Raw genomic sequence first — 26,640 nt, forward strand, 5'->3', positions numbered from 1 at the left:
TTGTCCGTATTGTGCCGTGCGAACGTAACAAAATGCGAGTGAGCGCCGCCGGGCGGTCGGAATCGGAGGCGCTTCGCGATAAAATGCCGCTATTCGACGCCCGGCCGCGCCGGTCTGCCCCAGGGTTCCACGGGCCCGGGCGCGGGCCGTGCCGGCGCACAGGGCGCACCGGTTTTCATTCCAAGGAGTTCCACAATGCCTCTCGTATCAATGCGTCAATTGCTGGACCACGCGGCAGAGCACGGCTACGGCCTGCCGGCCTTCAACGTGAACAACCTGGAACAGGTCCAGGCGATCATGGCGGCGGCGGACCAGGTCGGCGCACCCGTGATCATGCAGGCGTCGGCCGGCGCGCGTAAGTACGCGGGCGAGCCGTTCCTGCGGCACCTGATCGAAGCGGCGGTCGAGTCGTACCCGCACATCCCGGTCGTGATGCACCAGGATCACGGCCAGTCGCCGGCGGTCTGCATGGCGGCGATCCGCAGCGGCTTCACCAGCGTGATGATGGACGGTTCGCTCGAGGCGGACGGCAAGACGGTTGCGTCGTACGAGTACAACGTCGACGTGTCGCGCAAGGTCGTCGAGATGGCACACTCGATCGGCGTGACGGTCGAGGCGGAACTCGGCGTGCTCGGCTCGCTCGAGACGATGAAGGGCGACAAGGAAGACGGCCACGGCGCCGAGGGCACGATGACCCGCGAGCAGCTGCTGACCGATCCGGAGCAGGCCGCCGACTTCGTGAAGCTCACGCAGTGCGATGCGCTCGCGATCGCGATCGGCACGTCGCACGGCGCGTACAAGTTCTCGAAGAAGCCGACGGGCGACATCCTGTCGATCCAGCGCATCAAGGAAATCCACGCGCGCATTCCGAACACGCACCTCGTGATGCACGGCTCGTCGTCGGTGCCGCAGGAGCTGCTGGAAGAAATCCGCCAGTTCGGCGGCGACATGAAGGAAACCTACGGCGTGCCGGTCGAGGAAATCCAGGAAGGCATCAAGCACGGCGTGCGCAAGATCAACATCGACACCGACCTGCGTCTCGCGATCACCGGTGCGATCCGCCGCTACCTGTTCGAAAACCCGGGCAAGTTCGATCCGCGCGACTACCTGAAGCCCGCGCGCGAAGCGGCGAAGAAGGTTTGCGTCGACCGCTACCTCGCATTCGGCTGCGAAGGCCAGGCCGCGAAGATCAAGCCGGTTTCGCTCGACAAGATCGCCGAGAAGTACAAGGCCGGCGAGCTCGCGCAAGTCGTGCGCTGAGACTGTAGTACGATCCGGGGCAGCTGGCCGGCGGATGTCCGCCGGTCGTGACCGTCCCGCCGGCCGAAAAAGGGCCGGCCGGCGCCGCCCGGGCCTTGCCGCCCGGCCGGCCGCCGAAGTATCGCAAGGCCGCCGTTCCCGCCAGCCGCGGGGAACGGCGTTTCCCTTTTTGTTTGGCTCCTTATCTGCGAAAAGACGATGTCTACCCTCTACGAATCCACGCTCCGCTCGCTGCCGCTCCTCGGTCGCGGCAAGGTCCGCGACAACTACGCGGTCGGCAACGACAAGCTCCTGATCGTCACGACCGACCGCCTGTCGGCTTTCGACGTGATCATGGGCGAGCCGATTCCGAACAAGGGCCGCGTGCTGAACCAGATGGCAAACTTCTGGTTCGACAAGCTCGCGCACATCGTGCCGAACCACCTGACGGGCGACGCGCCGGAAGCGGTCGTCGCGGCCGACGAGGTCGAGCAGGTCAAGGGCCGCGGCGTGGTGGTCAAGCGCCTCGAGCCGATCATGATCGAGGCCGTCGTGCGCGGCTACCTGGCCGGCAGCGGCTGGAAGGAATACCAGGCGTCGGGCGCCGTGTGCGGCGTCAAGCTGCCGGAAGGCCTGCAGAACGCAGAGAAGCTGCCCGAGCCGATCTTCACGCCGGCCGCGAAGGCCGAGATGGGCGAGCACGACGAGAACATCACGTTCGAGGAAACCGAGCGCCGCATCGGCACCGAGCTGGCTGCGACGATCCGCGACATCTCGATCAAGCTGTACAAGGAAGCGGCCGACTACGCGGCGACGCGCGGCATCATCATCGCCGACACGAAATTCGAATTCGGCCTCGACAACCACGGCAAGCTGTACCTGATGGACGAAGTGCTGACGGCCGATTCGTCGCGCTTCTGGCCGGCCGACCAGTACCAGGTCGGCACCAACCCGCCGTCGTTCGACAAGCAGTTCGTGCGCGACTGGCTCGAGGCGCAGCCGTGGGGCAAGACCGCGCCGGCGCCGGCGCTGCCGGCCGACGTCGTCGAGAAGACGGCCGCGAAGTACCAGGAAGCGCTCGAGCGCATCACCGGCCAGCCGCTCGCCTGAGCATCCACGGGAACACGAAATGAGTGAAGTCCAGACCGCCCACACGCACAGCGCGCCGCTCGTCGGCGTGCTGATGGGTTCGAGTTCCGACTGGGACGTGATGAAACACGCCGTGGCTATCCTGCAGGAGTTCGGCGTGCCGTACGAGGCGAAGGTCGTGTCCGCGCACCGGATGCCCGACGAGATGTTCGACTATGCGGAGAAGGCGCGCGAGCGCGGCCTGCGCGCGATCATCGCGGGCGCGGGCGGCGCCGCGCACCTGCCCGGCATGCTCGCCGCGAAGACGACGGTGCCCGTGCTCGGCGTGCCGGTCGCGAGCAAGTACCTGAAGGGCGTCGATTCGCTGCACTCGATCGTGCAGATGCCGAAGGGCGTGCCCGTCGCGACCTTCGCGATCGGCGAGGCCGGCGCGGCGAACGCGGCGCTGTTCGCGGTATCGATCCTGTCCGGCACGTCGGTCGATTACGCGAACCGGCTCGCCGCGTTCCGCGTGCGCCAGAACGAAGCAGCGCACGCGATGGTGCTGCCGCCGCTGGAATGATGGGACGGCCCCATCCGGGGCGGCCGCCGCGGTCGGCCTCCCGGTGGTGCTCCCTTCCCCGAACGCGCGGCCCGGGAAACGGCCGCCGAGCTTAGGACCGTCGATCCGCATTGTCCTCACTGCGGCGGGCGCGACGCCCGCCGTGACCGACCACTGACATGACCACTCCTGAATCCACTTCCCCGATCCTGCCTGGCGCCTGGCTGGGCATGGTCGGCGGCGGCCAGCTCGGCCGCATGTTCTGCTTCGCCGCGCAATCGATGGGCTATCGCGTCGCCGTGCTCGATCCCGATCCGACGAGCCCCGCCGGCGCGGTCGCCGATCGTCACCTGCGCGCGGCGTACGACGACGAAGCCGCGCTCGCCGAACTGGCGGAGCTGTGCGATGCGGTGTCGACCGAGTTCGAGAACGTCCCGGCCGCAAGCCTCGATTTCCTCGCGCGCTCGACGTTCGTCGCGCCGGCCGGCCGCTGCGTCGCGGTCGCGCAGGACCGGATCGCGGAGAAGCGGTTCATCGAGGCGTCCGGCGTGCCGGTCGCGCCGCACGTCGTGATCGAATCGGCGGCGGCGCTCGTCGCGCTCGACGATGCCGCGCTCGACGCGGTGTTGCCGGGCATCCTGAAGACCGCGCGCCTCGGCTACGACGGCAAGGGGCAGGTGCGGGTGCGCACCGCGCAGGAGGCGCGCGATGCGCACGCGGCGCTCGGCGGCGTGGCGTGCGTGCTCGAAAAGCGCCTGCCGCTGAAGTACGAGGTGTCGGCGCTGATCGCGCGCGGCGCCGACGGCCGTTCGGCCGCGTTCCCGCTTGCGCAGAACACCCACCACAACGGCATCCTGTCGCTGACGGTCGTCCCCGCGCCGGCCGCGGACGCGACGCTCGTCGAAAAGGCGCAGCAGGCCGCGGTGCGGATCGCCGACACGCTTGGCTACGTCGGCGTGCTGTGCGTCGAATTTTTCGTGCTCGAAGATGGCTCGTTCGTCGCGAACGAGATGGCGCCGCGCCCGCACAATTCCGGCCACTACACGGTCGATGCGTGCGCAACGAGCCAGTTCGAGCAGCAGGTGCGCGCGATGACGCGCATGCCGCTCGGCAACCCGCGCCAGCATTCGCCGGCCGCGATGCTGAACATCCTCGGCGACGTGTGGTTCCCGGACGGCGGCGCGAATGCTTCCGTCACGCCGCCGTGGGACGAGGTCGCGGCGATGCCGGCCGCGCATCTGCACCTGTACGGCAAGGAGGACGCACGCGTCGGCCGCAAGATGGGTCACGTGAACTTCACGGCCGCGACGCGCGACGAAGCGCTCGGCGCGGCCACCGCATGCGCACAGCTGCTGCGCGTGCCGCTCGACTGAGAGCCGTGCCGATGTCCACCGACCTTCCGAAGTCCGTGACGCGCGAGCAGATCGACGCAGCCGCCGCGCTGCTCGATGCGGGGCAGCTCGTCGCGTTTCCGACCGAAACCGTCTACGGGCTCGGCGGCGACGCGGCGAATCCCGACGCCGTCGCGCGCATCTACGCGGCGAAAGGCCGGCCGGCGAATCATCCGGTGATCGTGCACCTTCCGCCGGGCGGCGATCCCGGCTACTGGGTCGAGCAATTGCCCGACGATGCGCAGAAGCTGATCGATGCGTTCTGGCCCGGCCCGCTGACGCTGATCCTGAAGCGCCATCCGCGCATTCCGGACGCGGTGAGCGGCGGGCAGGACTCGGTCGGCCTGCGCTGTCCGTCGCATCCGGTCGCGCAGGCGCTGCTGGCCGCGTTCAGCGCGCTGCGCGGCGGGCACGGCGGGGTCGCCGCGCCGTCCGCGAACCGCTTCGGGCACGTGAGCCCGACGACTGCGCAGCACGTGCGCGACGAATTCGGCGACACGGTGCACGTGCTCGACGGCGGGCCGTCGGAAGTCGGCATCGAATCGACGATCCTCGACCTGTCGCGCGGCTTCCCGGCGCTGCTGCGCCCCGGCCACGTGACGCCGCAGCAGATCGCCGACGTGCTCGGCCGCGCGCCGCGGCTGCCGGACGGCAGCGACGCCACCGCGCCGCGCGCGTCGGGCACGCTGAAGGCGCATTACGCGCCGCGCACGCCGCTCGCGCTGCTGCCGTTCGACGCACTGGAGCCGCTGCTCGCGGCCGCGCAGGCGGCGGGCGAGCGGGTCGCGCTCGTCGCCCGCGCATCGCGCGCGGGCCGCTGGGCACAGGCCGCCGGCGTGTACTTCGTCGCTGCGCCGGAAGATCCGCAGGCCTATGCGCGCGATCTGTACGGGATGCTGCGCACGCTCGACCGCGCGGACGTCGCGCGGATCCTTGTCGAGAAGCTGCCGGATACCGTCGAATGGATCGCGGTCAACGATCGCCTCGGCCGCGCGGCGGCGGCGTTCGAAGCGCAGGGGTGATCGCGGTAGCGACACACGTTGCGATGCCGTGGGTCGTCACTTGTCTGCGCTGGCCGGCGAACGCGTAGCGCACGGCAAGTCAGGATCGGACACCCGGAAACACAAACACCCGACCGGTGAACCCGGTCGGGCGTTTTCGTTTTCGTTTGCGTTCGCAGGCGCGAAGCGTCTGTCGTCCGGTCCGCAGCAGCTGCGCGGACCGGACGCGGAGCTTACTTGCCGACGCCGGTCGCCGCGATCTGCTTCTCGACGAACTGTGCGGTCAACTGACCCAAGTGCGTCGACGGGTGCACCGTGTCGGCGAACATGTAGGTCTGGTCCGCGTTCGCCGTCGTGTAGGTCTGCGGGGAGCAGAACAGCGACGAACCGAATGCCGACGGCATCGGCGCGCCGAACGCCTTCGCCGCGTTGATCATCGCCTGCAGGTTGCACGCGGTGCCCGTATTCGACACGGTGAAGCCGTTCGCCTGGTAATTGGCCGTGATGCCGTCCTGCCACGTGAAAACGTCCATCAGCACGTACTTGGTCGTGTCGACCTTGAGCGCCTGCAGCGCCGCGACGAGCGTCTGGTTGAACAGCCCCGACAACTGCGTGAAGGTGGCCTGCGTACCGCTCGAGACCGCGAGCGGCGTGCCGCCGATGTCCGGCATGTTCGACACGAACACGTGCGTGCCGCCCGCCGCGACGATCTGCTGGACGATGCCTGCGTACTGCTGCGCGGCGAGCCCGATCGCCTGGGCCGCCGCGAGCTGCGCGGCTGGCGTGTTGCCTTGTGCCTGCGCGACCTGCGCCTGATAGAAGATGTCGTTCGCGCCACCGTTGAGCAGCACGATCTGGCCTGCGTTGAAGCTGCCGTGCTGCGTCAGGTACTGCTTGAGCTGGTCGGCGATCGGCATCGTCGTGGCTTGCGCATAATCCGAGTTCGGCACGCTTGCGTCCGCGTGGCCGATGCCCGGCTGCTGCGTGACGCGCGCGCCGCCCTGCGCGTAGCCGAGGCCGCCCGTTGCCTGCAGCGGCACGCCGAAGCCGCCCTGGTTGGCCGGCTGCAGCGTGTCGCCGTAATAGGTCGCGACGAGCTGCGGCCAGACCTGGCCCGGGTTGGTCGTGAAGCGGCCGCCGCCGAAGCCGAGCAGGATCTGCGAATACGTGCCGGCGTCGGACAGGCTGTCGCCGAACGACACGATCTGCATCTTCACGCCGGACGGCGGCGTACTGGACGCGCTGCTGTTGTTGTCGTCGCCGCCGCCGCATGCGGCGAGCAGCGCGAACGCGGCGCCGGCGATCGCGAGTTGCGCGGTGCGCAGCAGGCGGTGGCGGGTGCGGGACGGTGCGCGTCGTTGTTGTTGCATGGATCGATCTCCTCGTAGATATGGCCTGATGTCTGTCATCTGCCGCGCCCGCTCAGGTTCGGGTCACGCGGCGGCCGTTGGCTGAAATGGTTCTATTTGCCCCGGTTCGCGGCCATCGGGGCCGCGGCTCGCGGATCGTCCAGCACGGCATCGGCGATCCGTGCATGATAGGCGCTCGCCCATTCGGGCGGACCGAAAACCGCCCGCAGCTTGTTGCGCCACCCCGCGACGCGCCACGCATCGGCGGCCATCGACCCCCATTCGTGGAACGTCGCGACGAGCGGATTGTTCGAGCCGAGCCGCTCGACGATCCCGTATTGCGGCGGATCGTCCGCGGTCTCCTCGACATAGCTGCCGAACAGGCGATCCCAGATCACGAGCACGCCTGCGTAATTGCGGTCGATGTAGCGCGCGTTGCGCGCATGGTGCGCACGGTGGATCGACGGCGTGTTGAACACGTATTCGAGCCAGCCGAGCTTGCCGAACGCCTGCGTGTGGACGAAGAACTGGAACGCGAGGTTGATCAGCACGATGCCGACGATCTGCTGCGACGGGAAGCCGAGGAACGCGAGCGGCAGCCAGAACAGCCACATGCCCGCGACCGGGTACATCAGGCTCTGGCGAAACGCGGTCGAGAAGTTCATCCGCTCGGACGAGTGGTGCACGACGTGTGCGGCCCACAGCCAGCGCACGCGATGGCTCGCGCGATGGAACACATAGTAGAGCAGGTCCTGCCCGACGAACAGTACGGCGAACGACAGCCAGCCGTCCTGCCAGGTGAACAGGCGGAAATGCCGGTAACAGTACGCATACACGGGAATGACGAACAGCCATGCGAGCTTGTCCGCGCCCTGGTGCATCAGCGCGAGCGCCGCGTTGCACAGCGTGTCGCGCCAGCCGTAGACGGCGTCCTGCGGACGGGTGCGGGCGAGGTGCCAGGCTTCCCAGCCGATGCAGAGCAGGAAGACGGGCGCCAGCGCGAGCAGTAGCAATTCGACGTCGAATCGCATGGGCGTGTCTCCTCCTTTCCCCTGCAAGCCTCGAGGCCGGGCGTTCGGCCCGATTTTCAATATTGGTCAGGCCAACAGCCTACGCAATCGGGTCGCGCTAGGCGAGGGGGGAGCGTAGAGGGTTCCCTCTGAGGACAGGGTTTCTACCGAAGCCGCGCCGCGCGGGGTTGCGCGGTGCGGCCCTGTTTTTTGGGGGAGTCCGGTCGCGTGCGACCGCCTCAGGTCAGTGCGCGCCCGCGTACACCCATTCGAGCAGGCTGTCGTGCGCGACGCGCGCGGCTTCCGCGTGTTCGTCGTTGATGAAGCTGACGACGACGTAGCTCTGGCCGTCCGCGCCTGCGACGTAGCCCGCGATCGCGCGCACGTCGCGCAGCGTGCCGGTCTTGATGTGCGCGTTGCCGAGCACGCCTGCGTTGGTGAGCCGGTTCTTCATCGTCCCGTCGATGCCGGCGATCGGCAGCGAATCGATGAACGCCTGTGCGACCGGGCTCGCGTTCGCGGCCTGCAGCAGCGCGGCGAGCGACTGCGCGCTTACGTGCTCGTCGCGCGACAGCCCGGAGCCGTTGTCGAGCACGAGCTCCGGCATCGCGATGCCGCTCTTCTGCAGGAATGCGCGGATCGCGCGGCTCGACTGGTCGGGCGTCGCGGGCGGCTTGCCGGTCACCGCGCCGATCGTCAGGAACAGGTTGCGCGCCATCACGTTGTTGCTGAACTTGTTGATGTCGTAGACGATGCTGCCGAGCACGGGGCTCTGGTGCACGGCGAGCGGCCGCGCGGTCGTCGGCACCTTGCCTTCGCTGACCGGGCCCGCGATGGTGCCGCCGTCCTGCTGCCACAGCGCGAGGAAGCCGCGCGCGAAGAACGTCGTGTGGTCGAGGATCGCGAGGTTCGTCGTGCGTGCGCCGCAGCGCAGCGGGACGTCGCCCGCGAACGACGCGGTCAGCATGCCGTCGCCCGCCGTCAGCGTCGGGCGCGCGGCCGACGCCGCCGCGCCGCACGAGCCGCTGCCCTCGTAAAGCTGGTTGTCGATCGACAGGTTCGCGAGCGGCGGCAGCACGTCGACCGCGACCTTGCCGTCGTCGCCGGGTGTCACCGTGAACGACACCGCCTTGAATGCGTACAGCAGCGGGTCCGGGCCGACGTTGTACGGCGCGCTCGTATCGTCGTCGAACGCCGGCAGGTCGCGCGTCGACGCCGCGAAGTAGGTCTTGTCGAGCACGAGGCCGCCGTTCACGCGCTTGATGCCGGCCTTGCGGATCTTGTCGACGAGGTCGATCAGCTCCTCGGGCACGAGCTTCGGGTCGCCCGTGCCCTTCACGTAGAGGTTGCCCTGCAGCGTGCCGTCCGGGTCGACCGGGCCGTCCGCATACGCGGTCGTGCGCCAGCGGAAGTCGGGGCCGAGGATCGACAGGCCCGAATACGTGGTGACGAGCTTCATCGTCGACGCGGGCAGCATCGGGCGGCTTGCGTTCCATGCGACGAGCGGCTCCGGATCGCCGACCCGCTCGACGACGACGCTCATCGCCGATGCGGGCACCTTCGCGCGCTGCAGCGCGACGAGCACGGACGGCGGCAGGCCGGCCGCGCGCGCGGCGGGAGACACGACGGCCGTTTTGTGCGGTGCCTGGTGCGGCTTCTTGCGGGCTTGCGCGGGCGGCGCGAAGGTGAGGGCGGTGCAGGTGGCGAGGACGGCGGCTGCACGCGCGCAGAGGCGGGCGCGCGGCGCGAGCCGGGCGGAAAGGGCGAAAATCGGCATGGACGAATACGGAAAAGCGGGGGTACGGGCAAGCCGCGCGCGGCGCCAAAGCGCACATTGTAGAGACAAGTGCGCACCGGTCCGACGAAATCGTCTTCAGCGTGGCCGGGCGGGCGGGTTCCCCGGGCCGGCCGTCCCGCTCACGTCCGCTCGGCCCGCGCTTTGTCGTCCGCGTGCCGCCCGCATGCCCCCGCGCGCCGCCCATGTGCCACCCACGTGCCGCGTGCGCGATGCGCGGCGCTACAATGGTCGGCATGTTTCACTCGTCCCATGGATGCCGACCCAGATGCGGATATTGCTTGTCGAAGACGACCGGATGATCGCCGAAGGCGTGCGCAAGGCGCTGCGCTCGGACGGTTTCGCTGTCGACTGGGTGCAGGACGGCGACGCGGCGCTCACCGCGCTCGGCGGCGAAACGTACGACCTGCTGCTGCTCGACCTCGGGTTGCCGAAGCGCGACGGCATCGACGTGCTGCGCACGCTGCGCGCGCGCGGGCTGGCGCTGCCGGTGCTGATCGTCACCGCGCGCGATGCGGTTGCCGATCGCGTGAAGGGCCTCGACGCGGGCGCCGACGACTACCTCGTCAAGCCGTTCGACCTCGACGAACTGGGCGCGCGGATGCGCGCGCTGATCCGCCGCCAGGCGGGGCGCAGCGAGTCGCTGATCCGCCACGGCGCGCTGACGCTCGATCCCGCTTCGCACCAGGTGACGCTCGACGGCGCGCCCGTCGCGCTGTCGGCGCGCGAGTTCGCGCTGCTCGAAGCGCTGCTCGCGCGGCCGGGCGCGGTGCTGTCGAAGAGCCAGCTGGAGGAGAAGATGTACGGCTGGGGCGAGGAGATCGGCAGCAACACGGTCGAGGTCTATATCCACGCGCTGCGCAAGAAGCTCGGCTCGGACCTGATCCGCAACGTGCGCGGGCTCGGCTACATGGTCGTCAAGGAAAGCTGACGCGTGAGGTCGATCCGTCATCAATTGCTGATCTGGCTGCTGGCGATCGTCGTCGCGGGCGTCGGTCTCGCCGGCTGGCTGATCTACCGGCAGGCGCTCGCCGAGGCGAACGAGCTGTTCGACTACCAGCTGCAGGAAATTGCCGCGGCGCTGCCGTCCGAGCCGTTTTCGCAGGTGTTCGGCTCGCGCACCAACGGCGACGAAGGCATCGTGATCCAGATCTGGAACCGCAACGGCGTGCTCATGTACTTCTCGCATCCGCGCGCGCCGATCGCGCCGCGCGCCGAGCTCGGCTTCTCGACCGAGCGCACCGACCGCGGCGAATGGCGCGTGTACGGCGCGATCGTCGGCGACAACGTCGTGCAGCTCGCGCAGCCGGTGTCGGTGCGCAACCGGCTCGCGGCGAACGTCGCGCTGCGCACGCTGTGGCCGCTGATCGTGCTGCTGCCGTTCCTCGGCGCGGCCGTGTGGATGATCGTCGGGCGCGGGCTCGCGCCGCTGCGCCGCGTGACCCGCGCGGTCGAGGCGCGCCAGCCCGAGGCGCTCGATCCGCTGCCCGATTCGCCACTGCCGCTCGAGGTGCAGCCGCTCGTGCAGGCGCTGAACCGGCTGCTTGCGCGGCTGTCGGCCGCGCTCGACACGCAGAAGGCGTTCGTCGCCGATGCCGCGCACGAACTGCGCACGCCGCTCGCGGCCGTGCAGATCCAGGCGCAGCTCGTCGCCCGTGCACGGGACGACGACGCGCGCCGCGAGGCGCTCGTCGACCTGCAGGACGGCGTGACACGCGCGACGCGCCTTGCCGAGCAACTGCTCGCGCTGGCCCGCGCGGAGCCGGACGGCGGCACCGTGCGCGAGGCGATCGACCTGCAGGCGCTGCTTGTCGAGTGCGTGGCCGCGCACGCGCCGCTCGCGCAGCGGCGCCACATCGACCTCGGCTTCGAAGATGCGCAGCCGGCAAAGGTCGTCGCCGACGTCGCCGCGCTGCGCGTGATGTTCGGCAACCTGCTCGACAACGCGGTCAAGTACACGCCGGACGGCGGCCGCATCGACGTGTCGCTCGCGCGCGATGCGGCCGGCCGCGCATGCGTGCAGATCGGCGACAGCGGGCCGGGCATCCCGGCCGACGAGCGCGAGCGCGTGTTCGACCGCTTCTACCGGGACAGCGCCGCGCGCGCCCGCACCGACGTGTCGGGCAGCGGGCTCGGGCTCGCGATCGTCAAGCGGGTCGCGATGCAGCAGGGCGCGACGGTGTCGCTCGGCGACGCGGCGGCGGGCGGCCTGCTCGTCAGCGTCGTGTTCCGCGACGCCGAGGTGCCGGTGGAGGCGCCCGCGGCCGTCTGAGGCCGGCTGGCCGGGGATCCCGGATCGATCCCCGGGTGGCGGGCGCCGGCCGCAGGCCGGCGCGTCGATGCCGTGCAAACGGGCCGATCAAGCGGGTCAGGCCCTGCTTGGTCCCCGCTCGAGGCCGATTAAGCCTCCTTTAAGTCAGTGCCGTTACGCTGCGTTGTAACGAAAGAGGAGGTCCTACGATGAACACCCGATTCCTTGCGCGCGGTGCCGTTGCGGTCGCCGTGGCGGCCGCGCTGTCCGCCGGCTATGTCGCGGGCACCCGGCATGCCGATCCGCAGATCATCTCGCCCGCGCAGGCGGCCGCGCTGATGCCGGCCGAAGCGGCCGCGAAAACCGGCATCCCGGACTTCTCCGGTCTGGTGGAGACCTATGGCCCGGCGGTCGTGAACATCAGCGCGAAGCACGTGGTGAAGCAGGTGTCGCGGCGCGTGCCGCAGCTGCCGGTCGACCCCAGCGACCCGTTCTACCAGTTCTTCAAGCACTTCTACGGCCAGGTGCCGGGCATGGGCGGTGACGCGCAGCCGGACGACCAGCCGAGCGCGAGCCTCGGCTCGGGGTTCGTCATCAGCCCGGACGGCTACATCCTCACCAACGCGCACGTGATCGACGGCGCGAACGTCGTGACCGTGAAGCTGACCGACAAGCGCGAATACAAGGCGAAGGTCGTCGGCGCCGACAAGCAGTCCGACGTCGCGGTGCTGAAGATCGACGCGAGCGGGCTGCCGACGGTGAAGATCGGCGATCCGGCGCAGAGCAAGGTCGGCCAGTGGGTGGTCGCGATCGGCTCGCCGTACGGCTTCGACAACACGGTGACCTCCGGCATCATCAGCGCGAAGTCGCGTGCGCTGCCCGACGAGAACTACACGCCGTTCATCCAGACCGACGTGCCGGTGAACCCCGGCAACTCGGGCGGGCCGCTGTTCAACCTGAAGGGCGAGGTGATCGGCATCAACTCGATGATCTATTCGCAGACGGGTGGCTTCCAGGGGCTGTCGTTCGCGATCCCGATCAACGAGGCGATCAAGGTCAAGGACGAGCTCGTGAAGACCGGCCACGTGAGCCGCGGCCGCCTCGGCGTCGCGGTGCAGGGGCTGAACCAGACGCTGGCCAGCTCGTTCGGGCTGCCGAAGCCGGACGGCGCGCTCGTCAGCTCGGTCGACCCGAGCGGCCCGGCCGCGAAGTCGGGCCTGCAGCCGGGCGACGTGATTCTGTCGGTCAACGGTTCGCCCGTCGCCGATTCGACGACGCTGCCGTCGCAGATCGCGGGCCTGAAGCCCGGCTCGAAGGCCGAGCTGCAGATCTGGCGCGACAAGTCGAAGAAGACGGTCAGCGTGACGCTCGGCTCGATGACGGACGCCAAGGTCGCGTCGAACGATGGCGGTCCGGTCGAGCAGGGGCGTCTCGGCGTCGCGGTGCGGCCGCTCACGCCGCAGGAGCGCAATGCAACGCAGCTGTCGCACGGGCTGATCGTGCAGCAGGCCGGCGGCCCTGCGGCGAGCGCGGGCATCCAGCCGGGCGACGTGATCCTCGCGGTGAACGGCCGGCCGGTCACGAGCCCCGAGCAGCTGCGCGACGCGGTGAAGAACGCCGGCAACAGCCTGGCGCTGCTGATCCAGCGCGATAATGCGCAGATCTTCGTGCCGGTCGACCTGAGCTGACCGGCGCTTTCCAGCGCCTTTCGGCACCTTGCCGGCGCGAACAGGCCTCAGGCCGGGCGCGGCGGCGCCGTCCGCTTCGCGCACCGTGGTGCCCGGCATCGCTTCCGACCCAAGAGGAGAGAGCCATGCAACATCCACGCAGACTGTCCCGATTCGCGATCGCCGCGGCGCTGGCCGCCGGCATCGCGGCCGGCGCAACCGGCGCGTACGCGCAGTCGGACGGCTTGCCCGCCGCACATCAACAGGGCGACGTCACCTTCGTGTCGGGCGGCATCGGACAGGACGAGTCGACCGCATTCCAGCGCAACGAATCGGCGTGGCCGCTCGCGTTGCGCTTCACGGGCGCGGGCGGCGAATTCGTCGCCGACGTTCACGTGCGGATTACCGACGCGAAGGGCACCGAAGTGCTGAAGACCGACGCGCACGGGCCGTACATGCTCGTGAAACTGCCGCCGGGCCGCTATACGGTGAATGCGTCGTACCAAGGCAAGGACGAGGCGCACGACGTGACGGTCGGCGCGAAGGGCGGCACGAAGCAGGCATTCACGTGGAGCGCGAAATAATCGATATCGTGCGGCGATAGCCGCGGTCGCGCAATTCGTGCGACTTTCGCCCATAATGGAAAGCCACGGCGCTCGTGCCGTGGCTTTTTCGTTTGTGGTGCCCGCCCTGGCCAGCCTGCCGGGCCGTCCGCAGGGGAGAACGATGTCCGATCCAGCCGATCCTCGCTTCGAAATCGTGCCGAACCGCCATCGCGTGCGCGTGATCCATCGGGGGATTACGTACGCCGATTCCGTCGGCGCGCTGACCGTGCGCGAGGCCGGCATGCCGGACGTCCATTACCTGCCCCGCACCGACGTCAACATGCGTCGGCTCGTGCGGTCGGCCTCGACGGCCGTCGGCGGCATCAAGGGTTACGCGAGCTACTTCGATTTGCAGACGGAAGACGGCGTCATCGAAAACGCCGCATGGAGTTACGAGGAACCGGAGGAGGGGGCAAGGGCGCTCGCGCGCTATGTCGCCTTCGACGCCGCACGGGTCGACAGTCTGGTCGAAACGTCCTGATGCGGCGAGCGTTCATCGGGGAGGCATCATGGAACTGAACGACGCATTACGCATTCCGCTTGCGCCGTCGGTCGTCACGGAGGCGCTGGAGGACATCGCGCTGTTGCGCGCGAGCTTCGACCATTGCGAATCGTTCGCGTTGCTCGCGCACGGCGAGTACGCGCTGGCGCTGACGGTGCCGCTCGGTCCGCTGCGGGCGCGCTACGACGTACGTGCGCATGTCGCGGGCGAGCAGGGCGATGCGGAAGGGCAGCCGCGCCGGGTCCTGAGCTTCAAGGCGCGCGCGGACGGCATCGGCGCGCTGCGTGGCCAGATCGAGCTCGTGCTGTTTCCCGAGTCGGACGATGCGGACGCCACCCGCATCGAGTACGTGGTGTGGGCGACGGCGACCGGGCCGCTTGCCGAACTGCCGGTGCGGCAGATCGAGAACGCGCTGCGCGAATGGGCCGACGATTTCTTCAGCGAATTCTGCGCGGTCGTGCAGGCCAAGCACGGTCTCGCGCCGAACCGTGCGCGCACGAGCCCGCAGCGGCGCCAGTACGTGTTCCTGCGGCCCGCGTCGCTGGCGGGTGCGATGAAGCGTTCATCGTTGCAGCATCTCGGCAGCGCGCTGACCGGGCGCGCGGCCAGCGCGCTCCCTCATCGCGGGTCGGGCCCGTTGCCCGTGTGGGCATGGGCGGCGATGATCGTGTTCGTCGCGTTGCTGCTCTACGCGGCACGCTGGTTCAACGGCGGCTGAACGTCCGTCCGGCCCCGGCCCCGGCCCCGGCCGCTGTCGGCGGCGGCCCGGCGGCGGTTCGATCAATCCTCGTCCTTCAGCATCGCCGGGCTGTACCGCAGCATGTCGAAACAGCCGTCGACGAGCTTTTCCGCGTGCCGTTCCGCGTCGATTTCGCCGGGCAGCATCAGCATGTCGCGCACGAAACCGCTGACGAGCGTATGCAGCATCAGCGTCGCGCGCCAGGTGTCGAGCCGCTCGGGCAGCAGCTTCTGCCGCACGGCCACCGCGAGATCGGCGTCGATCGCGTGCAGCGCCTCGCTCATCCCGGCGCGGTTGCGCTGCAGCAGCGGCTCCATGTCCGCGACGTATTCGCACTTCATGAACAGGATGCTGAACACGCGGCGCAGCTGCGAGTCGCGCTGCACGCCCAGCAGGCACCAGATCAGGATCTTGCGGATCTTGTCGAGCGGATTGCCGCCCGGCGCGTCGGCGGGCATCGTCTTCAGCTCGTCGATCGGCAGGAAGACGCGGTCGAACATTGCGTCGAACAGTTCGGCCTTGTTCGCGAAATGCCAGTAGATCGCGCCGCGCGTGACGCCGGCGTGGTGCGCGATGTCGGCGAGCGAAGTATGCGACACGCCTTTCTCAAAAAAGACGTGTTCGGCGGCGTCGAGGATGCTGTTGCGTGTCGCAAGCGCTTCCTCCTTGGTGCGTCTGACCATGTGCAGGCCTGAATGGATCGATCAGTGGGACGGAACAATAAGGTTTGCACCCTCGCCGCAGCCGCGCAAACGGGCTATTCTTGCGGCTGGTAACAATTCGTAAGACTTGGCGGTCCTGACAGCGAGAGGGGCATTTTACATACATTCGTGAATGTATATACAATGCCACCCTACGATCGAATGACCAATGTGGCAATCAGTTAATATCCCACTCTGCTGATTCCCGCCAAAGTTCCTGTCCGCAGTTCGCGGCGTCTCGTCGGCACGGAGGTTTCGTGCCGCTTGCTGTATCTAGCAGTCCAGTAATTCAGGTGTTCGATCTGCGCCGTGAGGCGCATCCGTGTTGCGCTCCTGTCGGGCGCTGCACTCATTCCATTGGTTACACACAGAGGTCGCTCCATGCGCGTCGAACGGGTTCCATACCGCTTAATCACTGTCGCGACGGCTGCCGTTTTCCTGGCCGCGTGCGGGAAAAAAGATGCGGCGCCGCCGCCGCAAACGCCGGAAGTCGGCGTCGTCACCGTCCAGCCGCAAACCGTACCGGTGTTCACCGAACTGCCGGGCCGCACCAATGCATTCCTCGTCGCGCAGGTGCGCGCGCGGGTCGACGGCATCGTGCTGCGCCGCGAATTCACCGAGGGCAGCGACGTCAAGGCCGGCCAACGGCTCTACAAGATCGATCCGGCGCCGTACATCGCGGCGCTGAACAGCGCGAAGGCGACGCTCGCGAAGGCGCAGGCGAACCTCGCGACGCAGAACGCGCTCGTGGCGCGCTACAAGGTGCTCGTCGCCGCGAACGCGGTCAGCAAGCAGGACTACGACAACGCGGTGGCCACGCAAGGGCAGGCCGCGGCGGACGTCGCCGCCGGCAAGGCAGCGGTCGACACCGCGCAGATCAACCTCGGCTACACGGACGTCGTCTCGCCGATCACGGGCCGCGTCGGCATCTCGCAGGTCACGCCGGGCGCCTACGTGCAGGCGAGCCAGGCGACGCTGATGTCGACCGTGCAGCAGCTCGACCCGGTCTATGTGGACCTGACGCAATCGAGCCTCGACGGGCTGAAGCTGCGCCAGGACGTGAAGAGCGGCCGGATCAAGACGAGCGGCCCGGGTGCGGCGAAAGTGTCGCTGATCCTGGAAGACGGCAAGACGTATTCGGAGCCGGGCAAGCTGCAGTTCTCGGACGTGACGGTCGATCAGGCGACGGGCTCGGTGACGATCCGCGCGATCTTCCCGAACGCGGGCCGCGTGCTGCTGCCGGGGATGTTCGTGCGCGCACGGATCGAGGAAGGCGTGAACGAGAACGCGTTCCTGGTGCCGCAGATCGGCGTCACGCATGACCAGAAGGGTCAGGCGGTGGCGATGGTGGTCGGGGCGGACAACAAGGTCGCGCCGCGCCAGCTGACGACGACCGGCATGCAGGGCCAGAACTGGGTGGTCGAAGGCGGGCTGCAGGCGGGCGACCGCGTGATCGTGCAAGGGATCGACAAGGTGCGTCCGGGCGCGACCGTGAAGACCGTGCCGGCGACGCTCGCGGCGGCGCCTGGCGCCGCGTCGGGTGCTCCGGCTGCGGGATCGTCCGCTGAAGCGTCGTCGGGTGCGCCCGCTGCCGCATCGAATGCCGCCGCATCGGGTGCCGCGCCTGCAAGCGCCACCGCGGCTTCGTCCGCCGCTGCGTCGGGCGCGCAATAACAGGGAGCCTGTTTCATGGCAAAGTTTTTTATCGATCGCCCGATTTTTGCATGGGTGATCGCCATCATCCTGATGCTGGCCGGCGTCGCGGCGATCTTCACGCTGCCGATCGCGCAGTATCCGACGATCGCGCCGCCATCGATCCAGATCAGCGCGAACTACCCGGGCGCTTCCGCGAAGACGGTGGAAGACACGGTGACGCAGGTGATCGAGCAGCAGATGAGCGGCCTCGACAACTTCCTGTACATGTCGTCGACGAGTGACGACTCGGGCACGGCGACGATCACGCTGACGTTCGCGCCGGGCACCAACGCCGACATCGCGCAGGTCCAGGTGCAGAACAAGCTGTCGCTCGCGACGCCGATTCTGCCGCAGGTCGTGCAGCAGCTCGGCCTGTCGGTGACGAAGTCGAGCAGCAGCTTCCTGCTGGTGCTCGCCTTCACGTCCGAAGACGGCAGCATGAACAAGTACGACCTCGCGAACTACGTGGCGTCGCACGTGAAGGATCCGATCAGCCGGCTCAACGGCGTCGGCACCGTCACGCTGTTCGGCTCGCAGTATGCGATGCGGATCTGGCTCGACCCGACCCGACTGAACAACTACGGCCTCACGCCGTCGGACGTCTCGTCGGCGATCAGCGCGCAGAACGTGCAGATCGCGGGCGGCCAGATCGGCGGCACGCCGGCCGTGCCGGGCACCGTGCTGCAGGCGACGATCACCGAGTCGACGCTGCTGCAGACGCCCGAGCAGTTCGGCAACATCCTGCTGAAGGTCAACCAGGACGGCTCGCAGGTGCGCCTGAAGGACGTCGCGAAGATCGGCCTCGGCGGCGAGAACTACAACTTCGACACGAAGTTCAACGGCCGTCCGTCCGCCGCGCTGGGTATCCAGCTCGCGACCAACGCGAACGCGCTCGCGACCGCGAAGGCGGTGCGCGCGAAGATCGACGAGCTGTCGAAGTACTACCCGCACGGCCTGGTCGTTTCGTATCCGTATGACACGACGCCGTTCGTGCGCCTGTCGATCGAGGAAGTGGTCAAGACGCTGCTCGAAGGGATCGTGCTCGTGTTCCTCGTGATGTATCTGTTCCTGCAGAACCTGCGGGCGACGATCATCCCGACGATCGCGGTGCCGGTCGTGCTGCTCGGCACGTTCGCGATCATGTCGCTCGTGGGCTTCTCGATCAACACGCTGTCGATGTTCGGTCTCGTGCTCGCGATCGGTCTGCTGGTGGACGATGCGATCGTGGTCGTGGAGAACGTCGAGCGGGTGATGGCCGAGGAAGGCTTGTCGCCCAAGGAGGCGACGAAGAAGGCGATGGGCCAGATCACCGGTGCACTCGTCGGCGTCGCGCTCGTGCTGTCGGCGGTGTTCGTGCCGGTGGCGTTCTCGGGCGGCTCGGTCGGCGCGATCTATCGTCAGTTCTCGCTGACGATCGTGTCGGCGATGGTGCTGTCGGTGCTCGTCGCGTTGATTCTGACGCCGGCACTGTGCGCGACGATCCTGAAGCCGATCCCGCAGGGGCACCACGAAGAGAAGAAAGGCTTCTTCGGCTGGTTCAACCGCACGTTCAACCAGAGCCGCGACAAGTATCACGTCGGCGTGCACCACGTGATCAAGCGTTCGGGCCGCTGGCTCATCATCTACCTGGTCGTGATCGTCGCGGTCGGCCTGCTGTTCGTGCGCCTGCCGAAGTCGTTCCTGCCGGATGAAGACCAGGGCCTGATGTTCGTGATCGTGCAGACGCCGTCCGGCTCGACGCAGGAAACCACCGGCAGGACGCTCGAGAACATCTCGAACTACCTGCTGAACGACGAGAAGGACATCGTCGAATCCGCGTTCACGGTGAACGGCTTCAGCTTCGCGGGCCGCGGCCAGAACTCGGGCCTCGTGTTCGTCCGCCTGAAGGACTACGCGCAGCGTCAGCATGCGAACCAGAAGGTCCAGGCGTTGATCGGCCGGATGTTCGGCCGCTACTCGCGCTACAAGGACGCGATCGTTATTCCGTTCAATCCGCCGTCGATTCCTGAACTCGGCACTGCCGCCGGCTTCGACTTCGAGCTGACGGACAACGCGGGGGTCGGCCACGATGCGCTGATGGCGGCACGTAACCAGCTGCTCGGGATGGCGGCGAAGGATCCGACGCTGCAGGGCGTGCGTCCGAACGGCCTGAACGACACGCCGCAGTACAAGGTGGATATCGACCGCGAGAAGGCAAACGCGCTCGGCGTGACGGCTGATGCGATCGACCAGACGTTCTCGATTGCTTGGGCGTCGAAGTACGTGAACAACTTCCTCGACGTCGATGGCCGGATCAAGAAGGTGTATGTGCAGGCCGACGCGCCGTTCCGCATGACGCCGGAAGACCTGAACATCTGGTATGTGCGCAACGGCTCGGGCGGGATGGTGCCGTTCGGCGCGTTCGCGACCGGCCGCTGGACCTACGGTTCGCCGAAGCTCGAGCGCTACAACGGTATCTCGGCAATGGAAATCCAGGGCCAGGCCGCACCGGGCAAGTCGACCGGCCAGGCGATGGCCGCGATGGAAACGATCGCGAAGAAGCTGCCGGCCGGCGTCGGCTATTCGTGGACGGGCCTGTCGTACCAGGAAATCCAGTCGGGTTCGCAGGCGCCGATCCTGTATGCGATCTCGATCCTCGTCGTGTTCCTGTGTCTCGCGGCGCTGTATGAAAGCTGGTCGATTCCGTTCTCGGTGATCATGGTGGTGCCGCTCGGCGTGATCGGCGCGCTGCTCGCGGCAACGATGCGCGGCCTCGAGAACGACGTGTTCTTCCAGGTCGGCCTGCTGACGACGGTGGGTCTGTCCGCGAAGAACGCGATTCTGATCGTCGAGTTCGCGCGCGAACTGCAGCAAACGGAGAAGATGGGGCCGATCGAGGCCGCGCTGGAAGCGGCGCGCCTGCGGCTGCGTCCGATCCTGATGACGTCGCTCGCGTTCATTCTCGGCGTGATGCCGCTCGCGGTCAGCAACGGCGCGGGTTCGGCGAGCCAGCACGCGATCGGCACGGGCGTGATCGGCGGGATGATCACGGCGACGTTCCTCGCGATCTTCATGATCCCGATGTTCTTCGTGAAGATCCGCGCGATCTTCAGCGGCGAGAAGGAAGACGTCGACGAGGCGCTGCGTCTTGCGCAGGATCACCTGCATCAGGCGGAAAAGGGCGACCACGGCGACGACGACAAGAAGGGGCAGTGATGATGCAAAAACATGCTTTGACTGCAATCGCGGTCGCACTGGCCGCCGCGCTCTTCGCCACGGGCTGCACGATGGCGCCGCATTACAAGCGGCCCGATGCGCCCGTCGCGGGTGCGTTCCCGTCGGGCGGCGTCTATGCGACGCAGCCGGCCACCGCGGCCGGCGCGCGCAGCGCGAACGGCCAGGCGGCGACCGACATCGGCTGGCGTGAATTCTTCGTCGATCCGCGCCTGCAGCGGCTGATCGAGATCGCGCTGAAGAACAACCGCAATCTGCGGGTCGCGGTGCTGAACATCGAGGCGTCGCGCGCGCAATACCAGATCACGCGCGCGGGCCTGTTCCCGACGCTCGACGCCACCGGCAGCGGCAGCATCCAGCGCGTGCCGCAGAGTGTTTCGCAGTTCAACGCGCCGTACATCTCGCGCACCTACAACGTCGGGCTGTCGGCGTCGTGGGAGCTCGACCTGTTCGGCCGCGTGCAGAGCCTGAAAGATCAGGCGCTCGCGCAGTACCTCGCAACCTCGTATGCGCGCCAGGCGACGGAAATCTCGCTCGTGTCGCAAGTCGCGGACCAGTACCTGACGCTGCTGTCGACCGACGACCTGCTGAAGGTCACGGAAAACACGCTGAAGACCGCGCAGGCGTCGTACGACCTGACGAAGCTGCAGTTCGACAACGGCACCGGCACGGAACTCGATTTGCGCCAGGCGCAGACGGTCGTCGAGACGGCGCTCGCGAACCAGCAGGCGCAGGCGCGAGCCCGCGCGCAGGCCGTGAACGCGCTGACGCTGCTGATCGGGGAGCCGCTGCCGGACGATCTGCCGCCGGGCCTGCCGCTCGACGGGCAGAACGTGCTGGCCGACGTGCCGGCGGGCCTGCCGTCGGATCTGCTGACGCGCCGTCCGGACATCATGCAGGCCGAGCAGACCCTGCTGGCCGCGAACGCGAACATCGGCGCCGCGCGCGCGGCGTTCTTCCCGCGCATCTCGCTGACGGGCGCGTTCGGCACCGCGAGCCCGACGCTCGGAGGGCTGTTCAAGGCCGGCACCGCGGCGTGGTCGTTCGCGCCGCAGATCACGATGCCGATCTTCGAGGGCGGGCAGAACATCGCGAACCTGAATCTCGCGAATGTGCAGAAGCGCATCGAGATCGCGAACTACGAGAAGGCGATCCAGTCGGCGTTCCGCGAAGTGTCGGACGGGCTCGCCGCGCGCGGCACGTACGACCAGCAGATCGCCGCGCTCGAGCGCAACGAGCACGCACAGCAGCGCCGCTTCGACCTGTCGGACCTGCGTTACAAGAACGGCGTCGACAGCTACCTGTCGGTGCTGACCGCGCAGACCGACCTGTACTCGGCGCAGCAGACGTTGATCAACGCGCGGCTCGCGCGCTGGACCAACCTTGTCGACCTGTACCGCGCACTGGGCGGCGGCTGGATCGAGCGGGCCGGCGAGACGCCGCGTCCGGCCGATCAGCCGGTCGACTACGACAAGGCGGCGGCGCCTGCGCCGGCGTCGGCCGCTGCGACGAACGGGTAAGCGCGACGGATCACCGCCACGGTCGTCGACCGTCGGCGTCGATCCTGCTGGTGTCGGGCGCGCGGGATGTCACGCGGCACGCACGCCATGCACGGCAAGCAACAACGCCACGGACGAAAGTTCGTGGCGTTTTTCTTTTTGCGCGCGCATCGTCGCGAATTCGTTGTCCACGCAACGTGATGCCGTCGTTTGCATGACCGCCGGTTCGATGCCGAACGTCACGCCGGGCGCACACAACGAAAAACGCCACGGGATGCCCGTGGCGTTTTCATCGATCGAACGAAGCACCGTCAAGCGGCGCGATGCGCGCGTCAGTGATCAGTGCATGTCGACCGGCCGCCCGTCAAAATCGTGGCCGGCGCGGCGGATGTCGCACTTCGCCTCCTTCTCGCCCTTCACGCCGTTGAACACGATGTTCAGGATCACGGCCGTGACCGACGCAAGCAGGATGCCGCTGTGCAGGATCGGTGCGAGCGCGGCGGGCAGCTTCGAGAAGAAGTGCGGCGACACGACCGGCACGAGGCCCATGCCGATGCTCACGGCGACGATGAACAGGTTGTGATGGTTGTTCACGAAGTCGACCTTCGACAGCACCTTCACGCCGTTCGCGGCGACCATCCCGAACATCACGATCCCCGCGCCGCCGAGCACGAACGGCGGCACCGACGCGACGACCTGCGCCATCTTCGGGAACAGGCCGAGCAGCACCAGGATCACGCCGCCCGTCGCGCAGACGTAGCGGCTCTTCACGCCCGTCACGCCGATCAGGCCGACGTTCTGCGAGAACGACGTATGCGGGAACGAGTTGAAGATGCCGCCGATCAGCGTGCCGAGGCCGTCGACGCGCAGGCCGCGCACGAGCGTCTGCTGGTCGACCGGACGCTCGACCATGTCGCCGACCGCCAGGAACATCCCGGTCGATTCGATGAACGTGACGAACATCACCGTGACCATCGTCGCGATCGACAGCGGATCGAAATGCGGGAATCCGAAGTGGAACGGCATCACGAACCCGACCCACGGCGCGACAGCGACGCCGTCCGTGTTCACGCGGCCGATGGCGAACGCGATCGCGAAGCCCGCGACGATGCCGAGCAGCACCGAGATGTTCGCGATGAAGCCGCGGCCGAACTTGTTGATCAGCAGGATCAGCGTGAGCACGAGCAGCGACAGGCCGAGGTATACGGGGTTGCCGTATTCGGGATTGCCGACGCCGCCCGCGGCCCAGTTGATCCCGACCTCCATCAGCGACAGGCCAATCACCGAGATCACCGTGCCGACGACGACCGGCGGGAAGAAGCGCAGCAGCTTGCCGATCATCGGCGCGAGCACGATGCCGATGATGCCGGCCGCGATCGTCGAGCCGAAGATGTCGAGAATGCCGAGGCCGGGGTTCGTGCCGATCGCGACCATCGGGCCGACCGCCGCGAACGTGCAGCCCATGATCACGGGCAGGCGGATGCCGAAGATCCACAGGCCGAGCGTCTGGATCAGCGTGGCGATGCCGCATGAAAACAGATCGGCGCTGATCAGGAACGCGATCTGGTCTTTCGGCAGCTTGAGCGCGCCGCCAACGATGAGCGGCACGGCGACCGCGCCGGCGTACATGACGAGGACGTGCTGAAGACCAAGCGTTACAAGCTTGCCGGTCGGCAACACTTCATCGCACGGATGGACCGTGTTCGATTGCATCTGTCTCACTCCATGATCTTGTTTTCAGGGTGGTACGAAGTTATGCGTAATGCCACCTCCCAACAAGAGCACTGGGTTCTATTCCGTTCTTTGCAGGTTCGATATGCCAATTCGGCATGCTGAAGGGTGTCGTGCATCGGGGATCTGCCGCAGGAGTGACGTTTCCCGGTTTTATAGCCCTCCAAAATAGCGTCGGCCCCCCTGTCAAATATAGGCGGCCTTATGGTGTGTATCGCACTTCGGGAATAATGGGCATTTCGGGTCGCGGAAAATCGCAACGGGTTAACCCGCGAACGCGGATTTTCGACGGCATGTGCAACCGCGTTGGCGCCGGCCGTCGTCATCGTTAATGTCGTGATCGGAATTAATGGGGCGCGACGGCCGATCCCGCTATCATCAGACTCCTTTACTTCGTATCGTCGCTTCGTCATGCGCTTGCTCGGAATCGATCTCGGCACCGGCTCGGTGAAACTCGTCACGCTCGATGCCGACGGCGTCGAACGCTCGGTCGCGAGCGAACCTTATGCGTTGTCGTCGCCGCAGCCGGGCTGGGCGGAAATCGCGCCGGACACCTGGTGGCAGGCGCTCGTGCGCGCGGCCGCGCGGCTGCCTGCGGACGAGCGCGCGCAGGTGCGGGCGATCGGTTTCTCCGGACAAATGCACGGCGTCGTGCTGATCGACGCGGCCGGCCATCCCGTGCGGCCGGCGCTGCTTTGGCCCGATACACGCGCGATCCGCGATGCCGACCCGCGCGACTGGCCCGACGCGTCGAACCCTGTCGCGCCTGGGATGGCGGGCCCGCTGCTGCGCTGGGTCGCCGCGCACGAACCGGCGGCGTTGCGCGCTGCGCGCTGGGCCGTGCAGCCGAAGGACTGGCTGCGCATCGCGCTGGGCGGCGACGTCGCGGCCGATCCGAGCGATGCGTGCGCGACCGCGCTCGCGACGCCGGACGGCGCATGGGACACCGAGCGGCTCGATGCATTCGGCCTGCCGCACGCGCTGTTCGCGCCGGTGCGCGCGTCGGGCGCGCAGTGCGGCGTGATCGGCGCCGCCGCGGCCGCCGCGCTCGGCCTGCCGGCCGGCGTGCCGCTTGCCACTGGCGCGGCCGACACCGCGTGTGCGGCGCTCGGCAGCGGCCTCGTCGCGGATGGCGACGCCCTGCTGACGACCGGCAGCGGCGGGCAGATCGTCGTGCTCGCGGACCGTCTGCCGGCCACGCGGCGCGGCCTGCATCGCTACCGCGCGGCGGCAGGCGACGGGTACTACACGATGGCGGCGATGCAGAACGTCGGGCTCGCGCTCGAAGCCGTGCGCGGCTGGCTCGGCTACGCGAACTGGCCGGCCGCGTACGACGACGCGTTCGCGCAGCCCGCTTCGGAACGGCTGTGCTTTCTGCCGTACCTGACCGGCGAACGCTCGCCGTGGATGAATCCGGATGCGCGCGGCGGCTGGCTTGGTCTCGGGCTCGGCGACACGCGCGGTGCGATGATGCGCGCGGCGTTCGAAGGTGTTGCATTTGCGTTGCGCGCGGGGCTCGATGCGATTCGGGGGGCTGGCCATCGGGGGGCCGACCATCCGGAGTACGGCCATCTGGGGGCCGACCATCCGGGGTACGGCGATCTGGGATCCGGCCATCCGGGGTATGGCCATCCGGGATCCAATCATCCGGGGGCGGTCGATCTGTCCGGCGGCGGCGACGCGTCGGCCGCGCGTGCAGCGGGCGATCCGAGGTTCGCTGCTTCCCGTTCGGGATCGGGGTCCGACAGCGCGTCGGGACTGGCGGAACCCGAGACCGCCGCGCGTGTGCCGGTTGCATCGCTGCGGCTCGCCGGCGGCGGTTCGGTCGATCCGCGCTGGCGCCAGTTGCTCGCGGACGCGCTCGACGCGTCGCTCGACGCCGTTGACTGCCCGAATGCGGCGACTCGCGGCGCGGCGCTGCTGGGTGGCGTCGCGATCGGTCACTGGCGAGAGGACGAACTGCGCACGCTGGCGCCCGCCGCTTCGCCGGCCGCCGCGCCATCAGGCGACCGCGCGCTGGCGGGGCGCTACGCGCGGTTCGTCGATCTGTACGCGCGAACGGATGCGTGGTTCGTGACAGATCTTTAAACTCGGGCACTTGTCGTTTTGCGTCATCGATGACGCATGCAGGCAACCCGACGGCCGTTTCCCGCACGCGGCGCGCGCGGCGATCGGCCATCATGGCGAGCACGTTTTTCTTTCGCCGTGCTGCGCGCTACGATGCGCGGCGCGGCCAGTTCAGCTTTGCATGGAGCCCGAGCGCGCTTTGCGCGGGGCCGGAGCGAGTGCTAAAGCACTCACTCCGGTCGACAGGCGCAAAAGCGCCAACTCGGGCCCGACCGCGAAGCATGGGACCTGAGTAAGCACTAAAGGGCTAACTCAGGCCGACCGCGAAGCATGGGGCCTGAGTAAGCGCTAAAGCGCTAACTCAGGCCGACACACTTGATAGGAGTCACACGATGAAGACGAAAGCCGCGATTGCGTGGAAAGCCGGGGCCCCGCTGACGATCGAGGAAGTCGATCTGGAAGGGCCGCGCGCGGGCGAAGTGCTGATCGAGGTGAAGGCGACGGGCATCTGCCACACCGACTACTACACGCTGTCGGGCGCGGATCCGGAGGGGC

The 26,640-nt window shown here is 68.0% G+C and carries 21 protein-coding genes and 1 pseudogene; 16 read left to right on the forward strand and 6 right to left on the reverse strand.

The window, feature by feature from the left end; genetic code table 11:
- Positions 1-195 precede the first annotated feature (195 nt).
- The 5 genes from fba to ACV22Z_RS16035 all read left to right on the forward strand — a co-directional run bounded on the left by fba (position 196) and on the right by ACV22Z_RS16035 (position 5,282).
- On the forward strand, positions 196-1,260 hold the full coding sequence (gene fba, locus ACV22Z_RS16015; protein ID WP_084905231.1) for a class II fructose-bisphosphate aldolase: 1,065 nt from the start codon (positions 196-198) through the stop codon (positions 1,258-1,260).
- Positions 1,261-1,458: 198 nt separating this feature from the next.
- Positions 1,459-2,349 (forward strand): phosphoribosylaminoimidazolesuccinocarboxamide synthase, encoded by an 891-nt coding sequence (locus tag ACV22Z_RS16020; protein WP_448077265.1) that lies wholly within the window; start codon positions 1,459-1,461, stop codon positions 2,347-2,349.
- Positions 2,350-2,368: 19 nt separating this feature from the next.
- A complete protein-coding gene (purE, locus tag ACV22Z_RS16025) occupies positions 2,369-2,890 on the forward strand; it encodes a 5-(carboxyamino)imidazole ribonucleotide mutase (RefSeq protein WP_006413303.1) in 522 nt (173 codons plus the stop codon).
- Positions 2,891-3,048: 158 nt separating this feature from the next.
- Complete coding sequence (locus tag ACV22Z_RS16030) at positions 3,049-4,242, forward strand: 5-(carboxyamino)imidazole ribonucleotide synthase (RefSeq protein WP_448077266.1); 1,194 nt, start codon at positions 3,049-3,051, stop codon at positions 4,240-4,242.
- Between the two features lie 11 nt (positions 4,243-4,253).
- Entirely contained in the window at positions 4,254-5,282 is a 1,029-nt protein-coding gene (locus tag ACV22Z_RS16035; RefSeq protein ID WP_448077267.1) for an L-threonylcarbamoyladenylate synthase, read from the forward strand.
- Positions 5,283-5,494: 212 nt separating this feature from the next.
- Here the strand turns inward: ACV22Z_RS16035 and ACV22Z_RS16040 are convergent, their stop codons facing one another.
- The 3 genes from ACV22Z_RS16040 to dacB form a co-directional block, all read right to left on the reverse strand.
- Positions 5,495-6,631 carry an SGNH/GDSL hydrolase family protein gene (locus tag ACV22Z_RS16040; RefSeq protein ID WP_448077268.1) on the reverse strand — a complete coding sequence of 379 codons (1,137 nt, stop codon included), beginning with the start codon at positions 6,629-6,631 and terminating at the stop codon, positions 5,495-5,497.
- A 92-nt stretch (positions 6,632-6,723) separates the two neighbouring features.
- Entirely contained in the window at positions 6,724-7,641 is a 918-nt protein-coding gene (locus tag ACV22Z_RS16045; protein ID WP_448077269.1) for a sterol desaturase family protein, read from the reverse strand.
- 223 nt (positions 7,642-7,864) lie between these two features.
- Entirely contained in the window at positions 7,865-9,397 is a 1,533-nt protein-coding gene (gene dacB, locus ACV22Z_RS16050; protein ID WP_448077270.1) for a D-alanyl-D-alanine carboxypeptidase/D-alanyl-D-alanine endopeptidase, read from the reverse strand.
- 286 nt (positions 9,398-9,683) lie between these two features.
- Here dacB and ACV22Z_RS16055 point away from each other — a divergent pair, with 286 nt between their 5' ends.
- The 6 genes from ACV22Z_RS16055 (at position 9,684) to ACV22Z_RS16080 (ending at position 15,158) form a co-directional block, all read left to right on the forward strand.
- On the forward strand, positions 9,684-10,346 hold the full coding sequence (locus ACV22Z_RS16055) for a response regulator (protein WP_021164091.1): 663 nt from the start codon (positions 9,684-9,686) through the stop codon (positions 10,344-10,346).
- Positions 10,347-10,349: 3 nt separating this feature from the next.
- The gene (locus tag ACV22Z_RS16060; protein WP_448077271.1) at positions 10,350-11,687 is read left to right on the forward strand and encodes an ATP-binding protein; all 1,338 of its coding nucleotides are present in this window, start codon (positions 10,350-10,352) and stop codon (positions 11,685-11,687) included.
- A gap of 188 nt (positions 11,688-11,875) precedes the next feature.
- On the forward strand, positions 11,876-13,354 hold the full coding sequence (locus ACV22Z_RS16065) for a DegQ family serine endoprotease (RefSeq protein WP_448077272.1): 1,479 nt from the start codon (positions 11,876-11,878) through the stop codon (positions 13,352-13,354).
- Between the two features lie 125 nt (positions 13,355-13,479).
- Positions 13,480-13,917 carry a carboxypeptidase regulatory-like domain-containing protein gene (locus tag ACV22Z_RS16070; RefSeq protein WP_448077273.1) on the forward strand — a complete coding sequence of 146 codons (438 nt, stop codon included), beginning with the start codon at positions 13,480-13,482 and terminating at the stop codon, positions 13,915-13,917.
- A 142-nt stretch (positions 13,918-14,059) separates the two neighbouring features.
- The gene (locus tag ACV22Z_RS16075) at positions 14,060-14,419 is read left to right on the forward strand and encodes a DUF427 domain-containing protein (protein WP_448077296.1); all 360 of its coding nucleotides are present in this window, start codon (positions 14,060-14,062) and stop codon (positions 14,417-14,419) included.
- 28 nt (positions 14,420-14,447) lie between these two features.
- Positions 14,448-15,158, forward strand: a complete 711-nt coding sequence (locus ACV22Z_RS16080) for a CoxG family protein (RefSeq protein WP_448077274.1) — start codon at positions 14,448-14,450, stop codon at positions 15,156-15,158.
- 62 nt (positions 15,159-15,220) lie between these two features.
- On the opposite strand, the gene ACV22Z_RS16085 is transcribed toward ACV22Z_RS16080, so the two are convergent.
- Positions 15,221-15,862 carry a TetR family transcriptional regulator gene (locus tag ACV22Z_RS16085; RefSeq protein ID WP_448077275.1) on the reverse strand — a complete coding sequence of 214 codons (642 nt, stop codon included), beginning with the start codon at positions 15,860-15,862 and terminating at the stop codon, positions 15,221-15,223.
- A 399-nt stretch (positions 15,863-16,261) separates the two neighbouring features.
- On the opposite strand from ACV22Z_RS16085, the gene ACV22Z_RS16090 reads away from it, so the two are divergent.
- From ACV22Z_RS16090 to ACV22Z_RS16100, 3 genes are read left to right on the forward strand one after another with little or no spacing between them, the layout of a single operon-like run.
- On the forward strand, positions 16,262-17,554 hold the full coding sequence (locus tag ACV22Z_RS16090) for an efflux RND transporter periplasmic adaptor subunit (RefSeq protein WP_448077276.1): 1,293 nt from the start codon (positions 16,262-16,264) through the stop codon (positions 17,552-17,554).
- 15 nt (positions 17,555-17,569) lie between these two features.
- Positions 17,570-20,770 carry an efflux RND transporter permease subunit gene (locus ACV22Z_RS16095; protein WP_448077277.1) on the forward strand — a complete coding sequence of 1,067 codons (3,201 nt, stop codon included), beginning with the start codon at positions 17,570-17,572 and terminating at the stop codon, positions 20,768-20,770.
- A complete protein-coding gene (locus ACV22Z_RS16100) occupies positions 20,770-22,308 on the forward strand; it encodes an efflux transporter outer membrane subunit (RefSeq protein ID WP_448077278.1) in 1,539 nt (512 codons plus the stop codon). The genes ACV22Z_RS16095 and ACV22Z_RS16100 overlap by 1 nt, the downstream gene beginning before the upstream one ends.
- A gap of 69 nt (positions 22,309-22,377) precedes the next feature.
- Here the strand turns inward: ACV22Z_RS16100 and ACV22Z_RS16105 are convergent, their stop codons facing one another.
- Together ACV22Z_RS16105 and ACV22Z_RS16110 are read right to left on the reverse strand one after the other, a co-directional pair.
- The gene (locus tag ACV22Z_RS16105) at positions 22,378-22,602 is read right to left on the reverse strand and encodes a hypothetical protein (protein WP_448077279.1); all 225 of its coding nucleotides are present in this window, start codon (positions 22,600-22,602) and stop codon (positions 22,378-22,380) included.
- A gap of 24 nt (positions 22,603-22,626) precedes the next feature.
- Complete coding sequence (locus ACV22Z_RS16110; protein ID WP_448077280.1) at positions 22,627-24,000, reverse strand: nucleobase:cation symporter-2 family protein; 1,374 nt, start codon at positions 23,998-24,000, stop codon at positions 22,627-22,629.
- 429 nt (positions 24,001-24,429) lie between these two features.
- Between ACV22Z_RS16110 and ACV22Z_RS16115 the strand changes: the two genes are divergently transcribed.
- Together ACV22Z_RS16115 and ACV22Z_RS16120 are read left to right on the forward strand one after the other, a co-directional pair.
- On the forward strand, positions 24,430-26,106 hold the full coding sequence (locus ACV22Z_RS16115) for a xylulokinase (RefSeq protein ID WP_448077281.1): 1,677 nt from the start codon (positions 24,430-24,432) through the stop codon (positions 26,104-26,106).
- Positions 26,107-26,477: 371 nt separating this feature from the next.
- Positions 26,478-26,640 (forward strand): annotated as a pseudogene (locus tag ACV22Z_RS16120) (alcohol dehydrogenase catalytic domain-containing protein); the annotation flags it as partial.

This window comes from Burkholderia sp. PU8-34 (genome assembly GCF_053427725.1).

Bases quoted from the DNA above. Each gene is read 5' to 3' on its own strand.
- fba (WP_084905231.1), top strand. From the start codon at position 196: ATGCCTCTCGTATCAATGCGTCAATTGCTGGACCACGCGGCAGAGCAC.
- ACV22Z_RS16020 (WP_448077265.1), top strand. From the start codon at position 1,459: ATGTCTACCCTCTACGAATCCACGCTCCGCTCGCTGCCGCTCCTCGGT.
- purE (WP_006413303.1), top strand. From the start codon at position 2,369: ATGAGTGAAGTCCAGACCGCCCACACGCACAGCGCGCCGCTCGTCGGC.
- ACV22Z_RS16030 (WP_448077266.1), top strand. From the start codon at position 3,049: ATGACCACTCCTGAATCCACTTCCCCGATCCTGCCTGGCGCCTGGCTG.
- ACV22Z_RS16035 (WP_448077267.1), top strand. From the start codon at position 4,254: ATGTCCACCGACCTTCCGAAGTCCGTGACGCGCGAGCAGATCGACGCA.
- ACV22Z_RS16040 (WP_448077268.1), bottom strand. From the start codon at position 6,631: ATGCAACAACAACGACGCGCACCGTCCCGCACCCGCCACCGCCTGCTG.
- ACV22Z_RS16045 (WP_448077269.1), bottom strand. From the start codon at position 7,641: ATGCGATTCGACGTCGAATTGCTACTGCTCGCGCTGGCGCCCGTCTTC.
- dacB (WP_448077270.1), bottom strand. From the start codon at position 9,397: ATGCCGATTTTCGCCCTTTCCGCCCGGCTCGCGCCGCGCGCCCGCCTC.
- ACV22Z_RS16055 (WP_021164091.1), top strand. From the start codon at position 9,684: ATGCGGATATTGCTTGTCGAAGACGACCGGATGATCGCCGAAGGCGTG.
- ACV22Z_RS16065 (WP_448077272.1), top strand. From the start codon at position 11,876: ATGAACACCCGATTCCTTGCGCGCGGTGCCGTTGCGGTCGCCGTGGCG.
- ACV22Z_RS16070 (WP_448077273.1), top strand. From the start codon at position 13,480: ATGCAACATCCACGCAGACTGTCCCGATTCGCGATCGCCGCGGCGCTG.
- ACV22Z_RS16075 (WP_448077296.1), top strand. From the start codon at position 14,060: ATGTCCGATCCAGCCGATCCTCGCTTCGAAATCGTGCCGAACCGCCAT.
- ACV22Z_RS16080 (WP_448077274.1), top strand. From the start codon at position 14,448: ATGGAACTGAACGACGCATTACGCATTCCGCTTGCGCCGTCGGTCGTC.
- ACV22Z_RS16085 (WP_448077275.1), bottom strand. From the start codon at position 15,862: ATGGTCAGACGCACCAAGGAGGAAGCGCTTGCGACACGCAACAGCATC.
- ACV22Z_RS16090 (WP_448077276.1), top strand. From the start codon at position 16,262: ATGCGCGTCGAACGGGTTCCATACCGCTTAATCACTGTCGCGACGGCT.
- ACV22Z_RS16095 (WP_448077277.1), top strand. From the start codon at position 17,570: ATGGCAAAGTTTTTTATCGATCGCCCGATTTTTGCATGGGTGATCGCC.
- ACV22Z_RS16100 (WP_448077278.1), top strand. From the start codon at position 20,770: ATGATGCAAAAACATGCTTTGACTGCAATCGCGGTCGCACTGGCCGCC.
- ACV22Z_RS16110 (WP_448077280.1), bottom strand. From the start codon at position 24,000: ATGCAATCGAACACGGTCCATCCGTGCGATGAAGTGTTGCCGACCGGC.
- ACV22Z_RS16115 (WP_448077281.1), top strand. From the start codon at position 24,430: ATGCGCTTGCTCGGAATCGATCTCGGCACCGGCTCGGTGAAACTCGTC.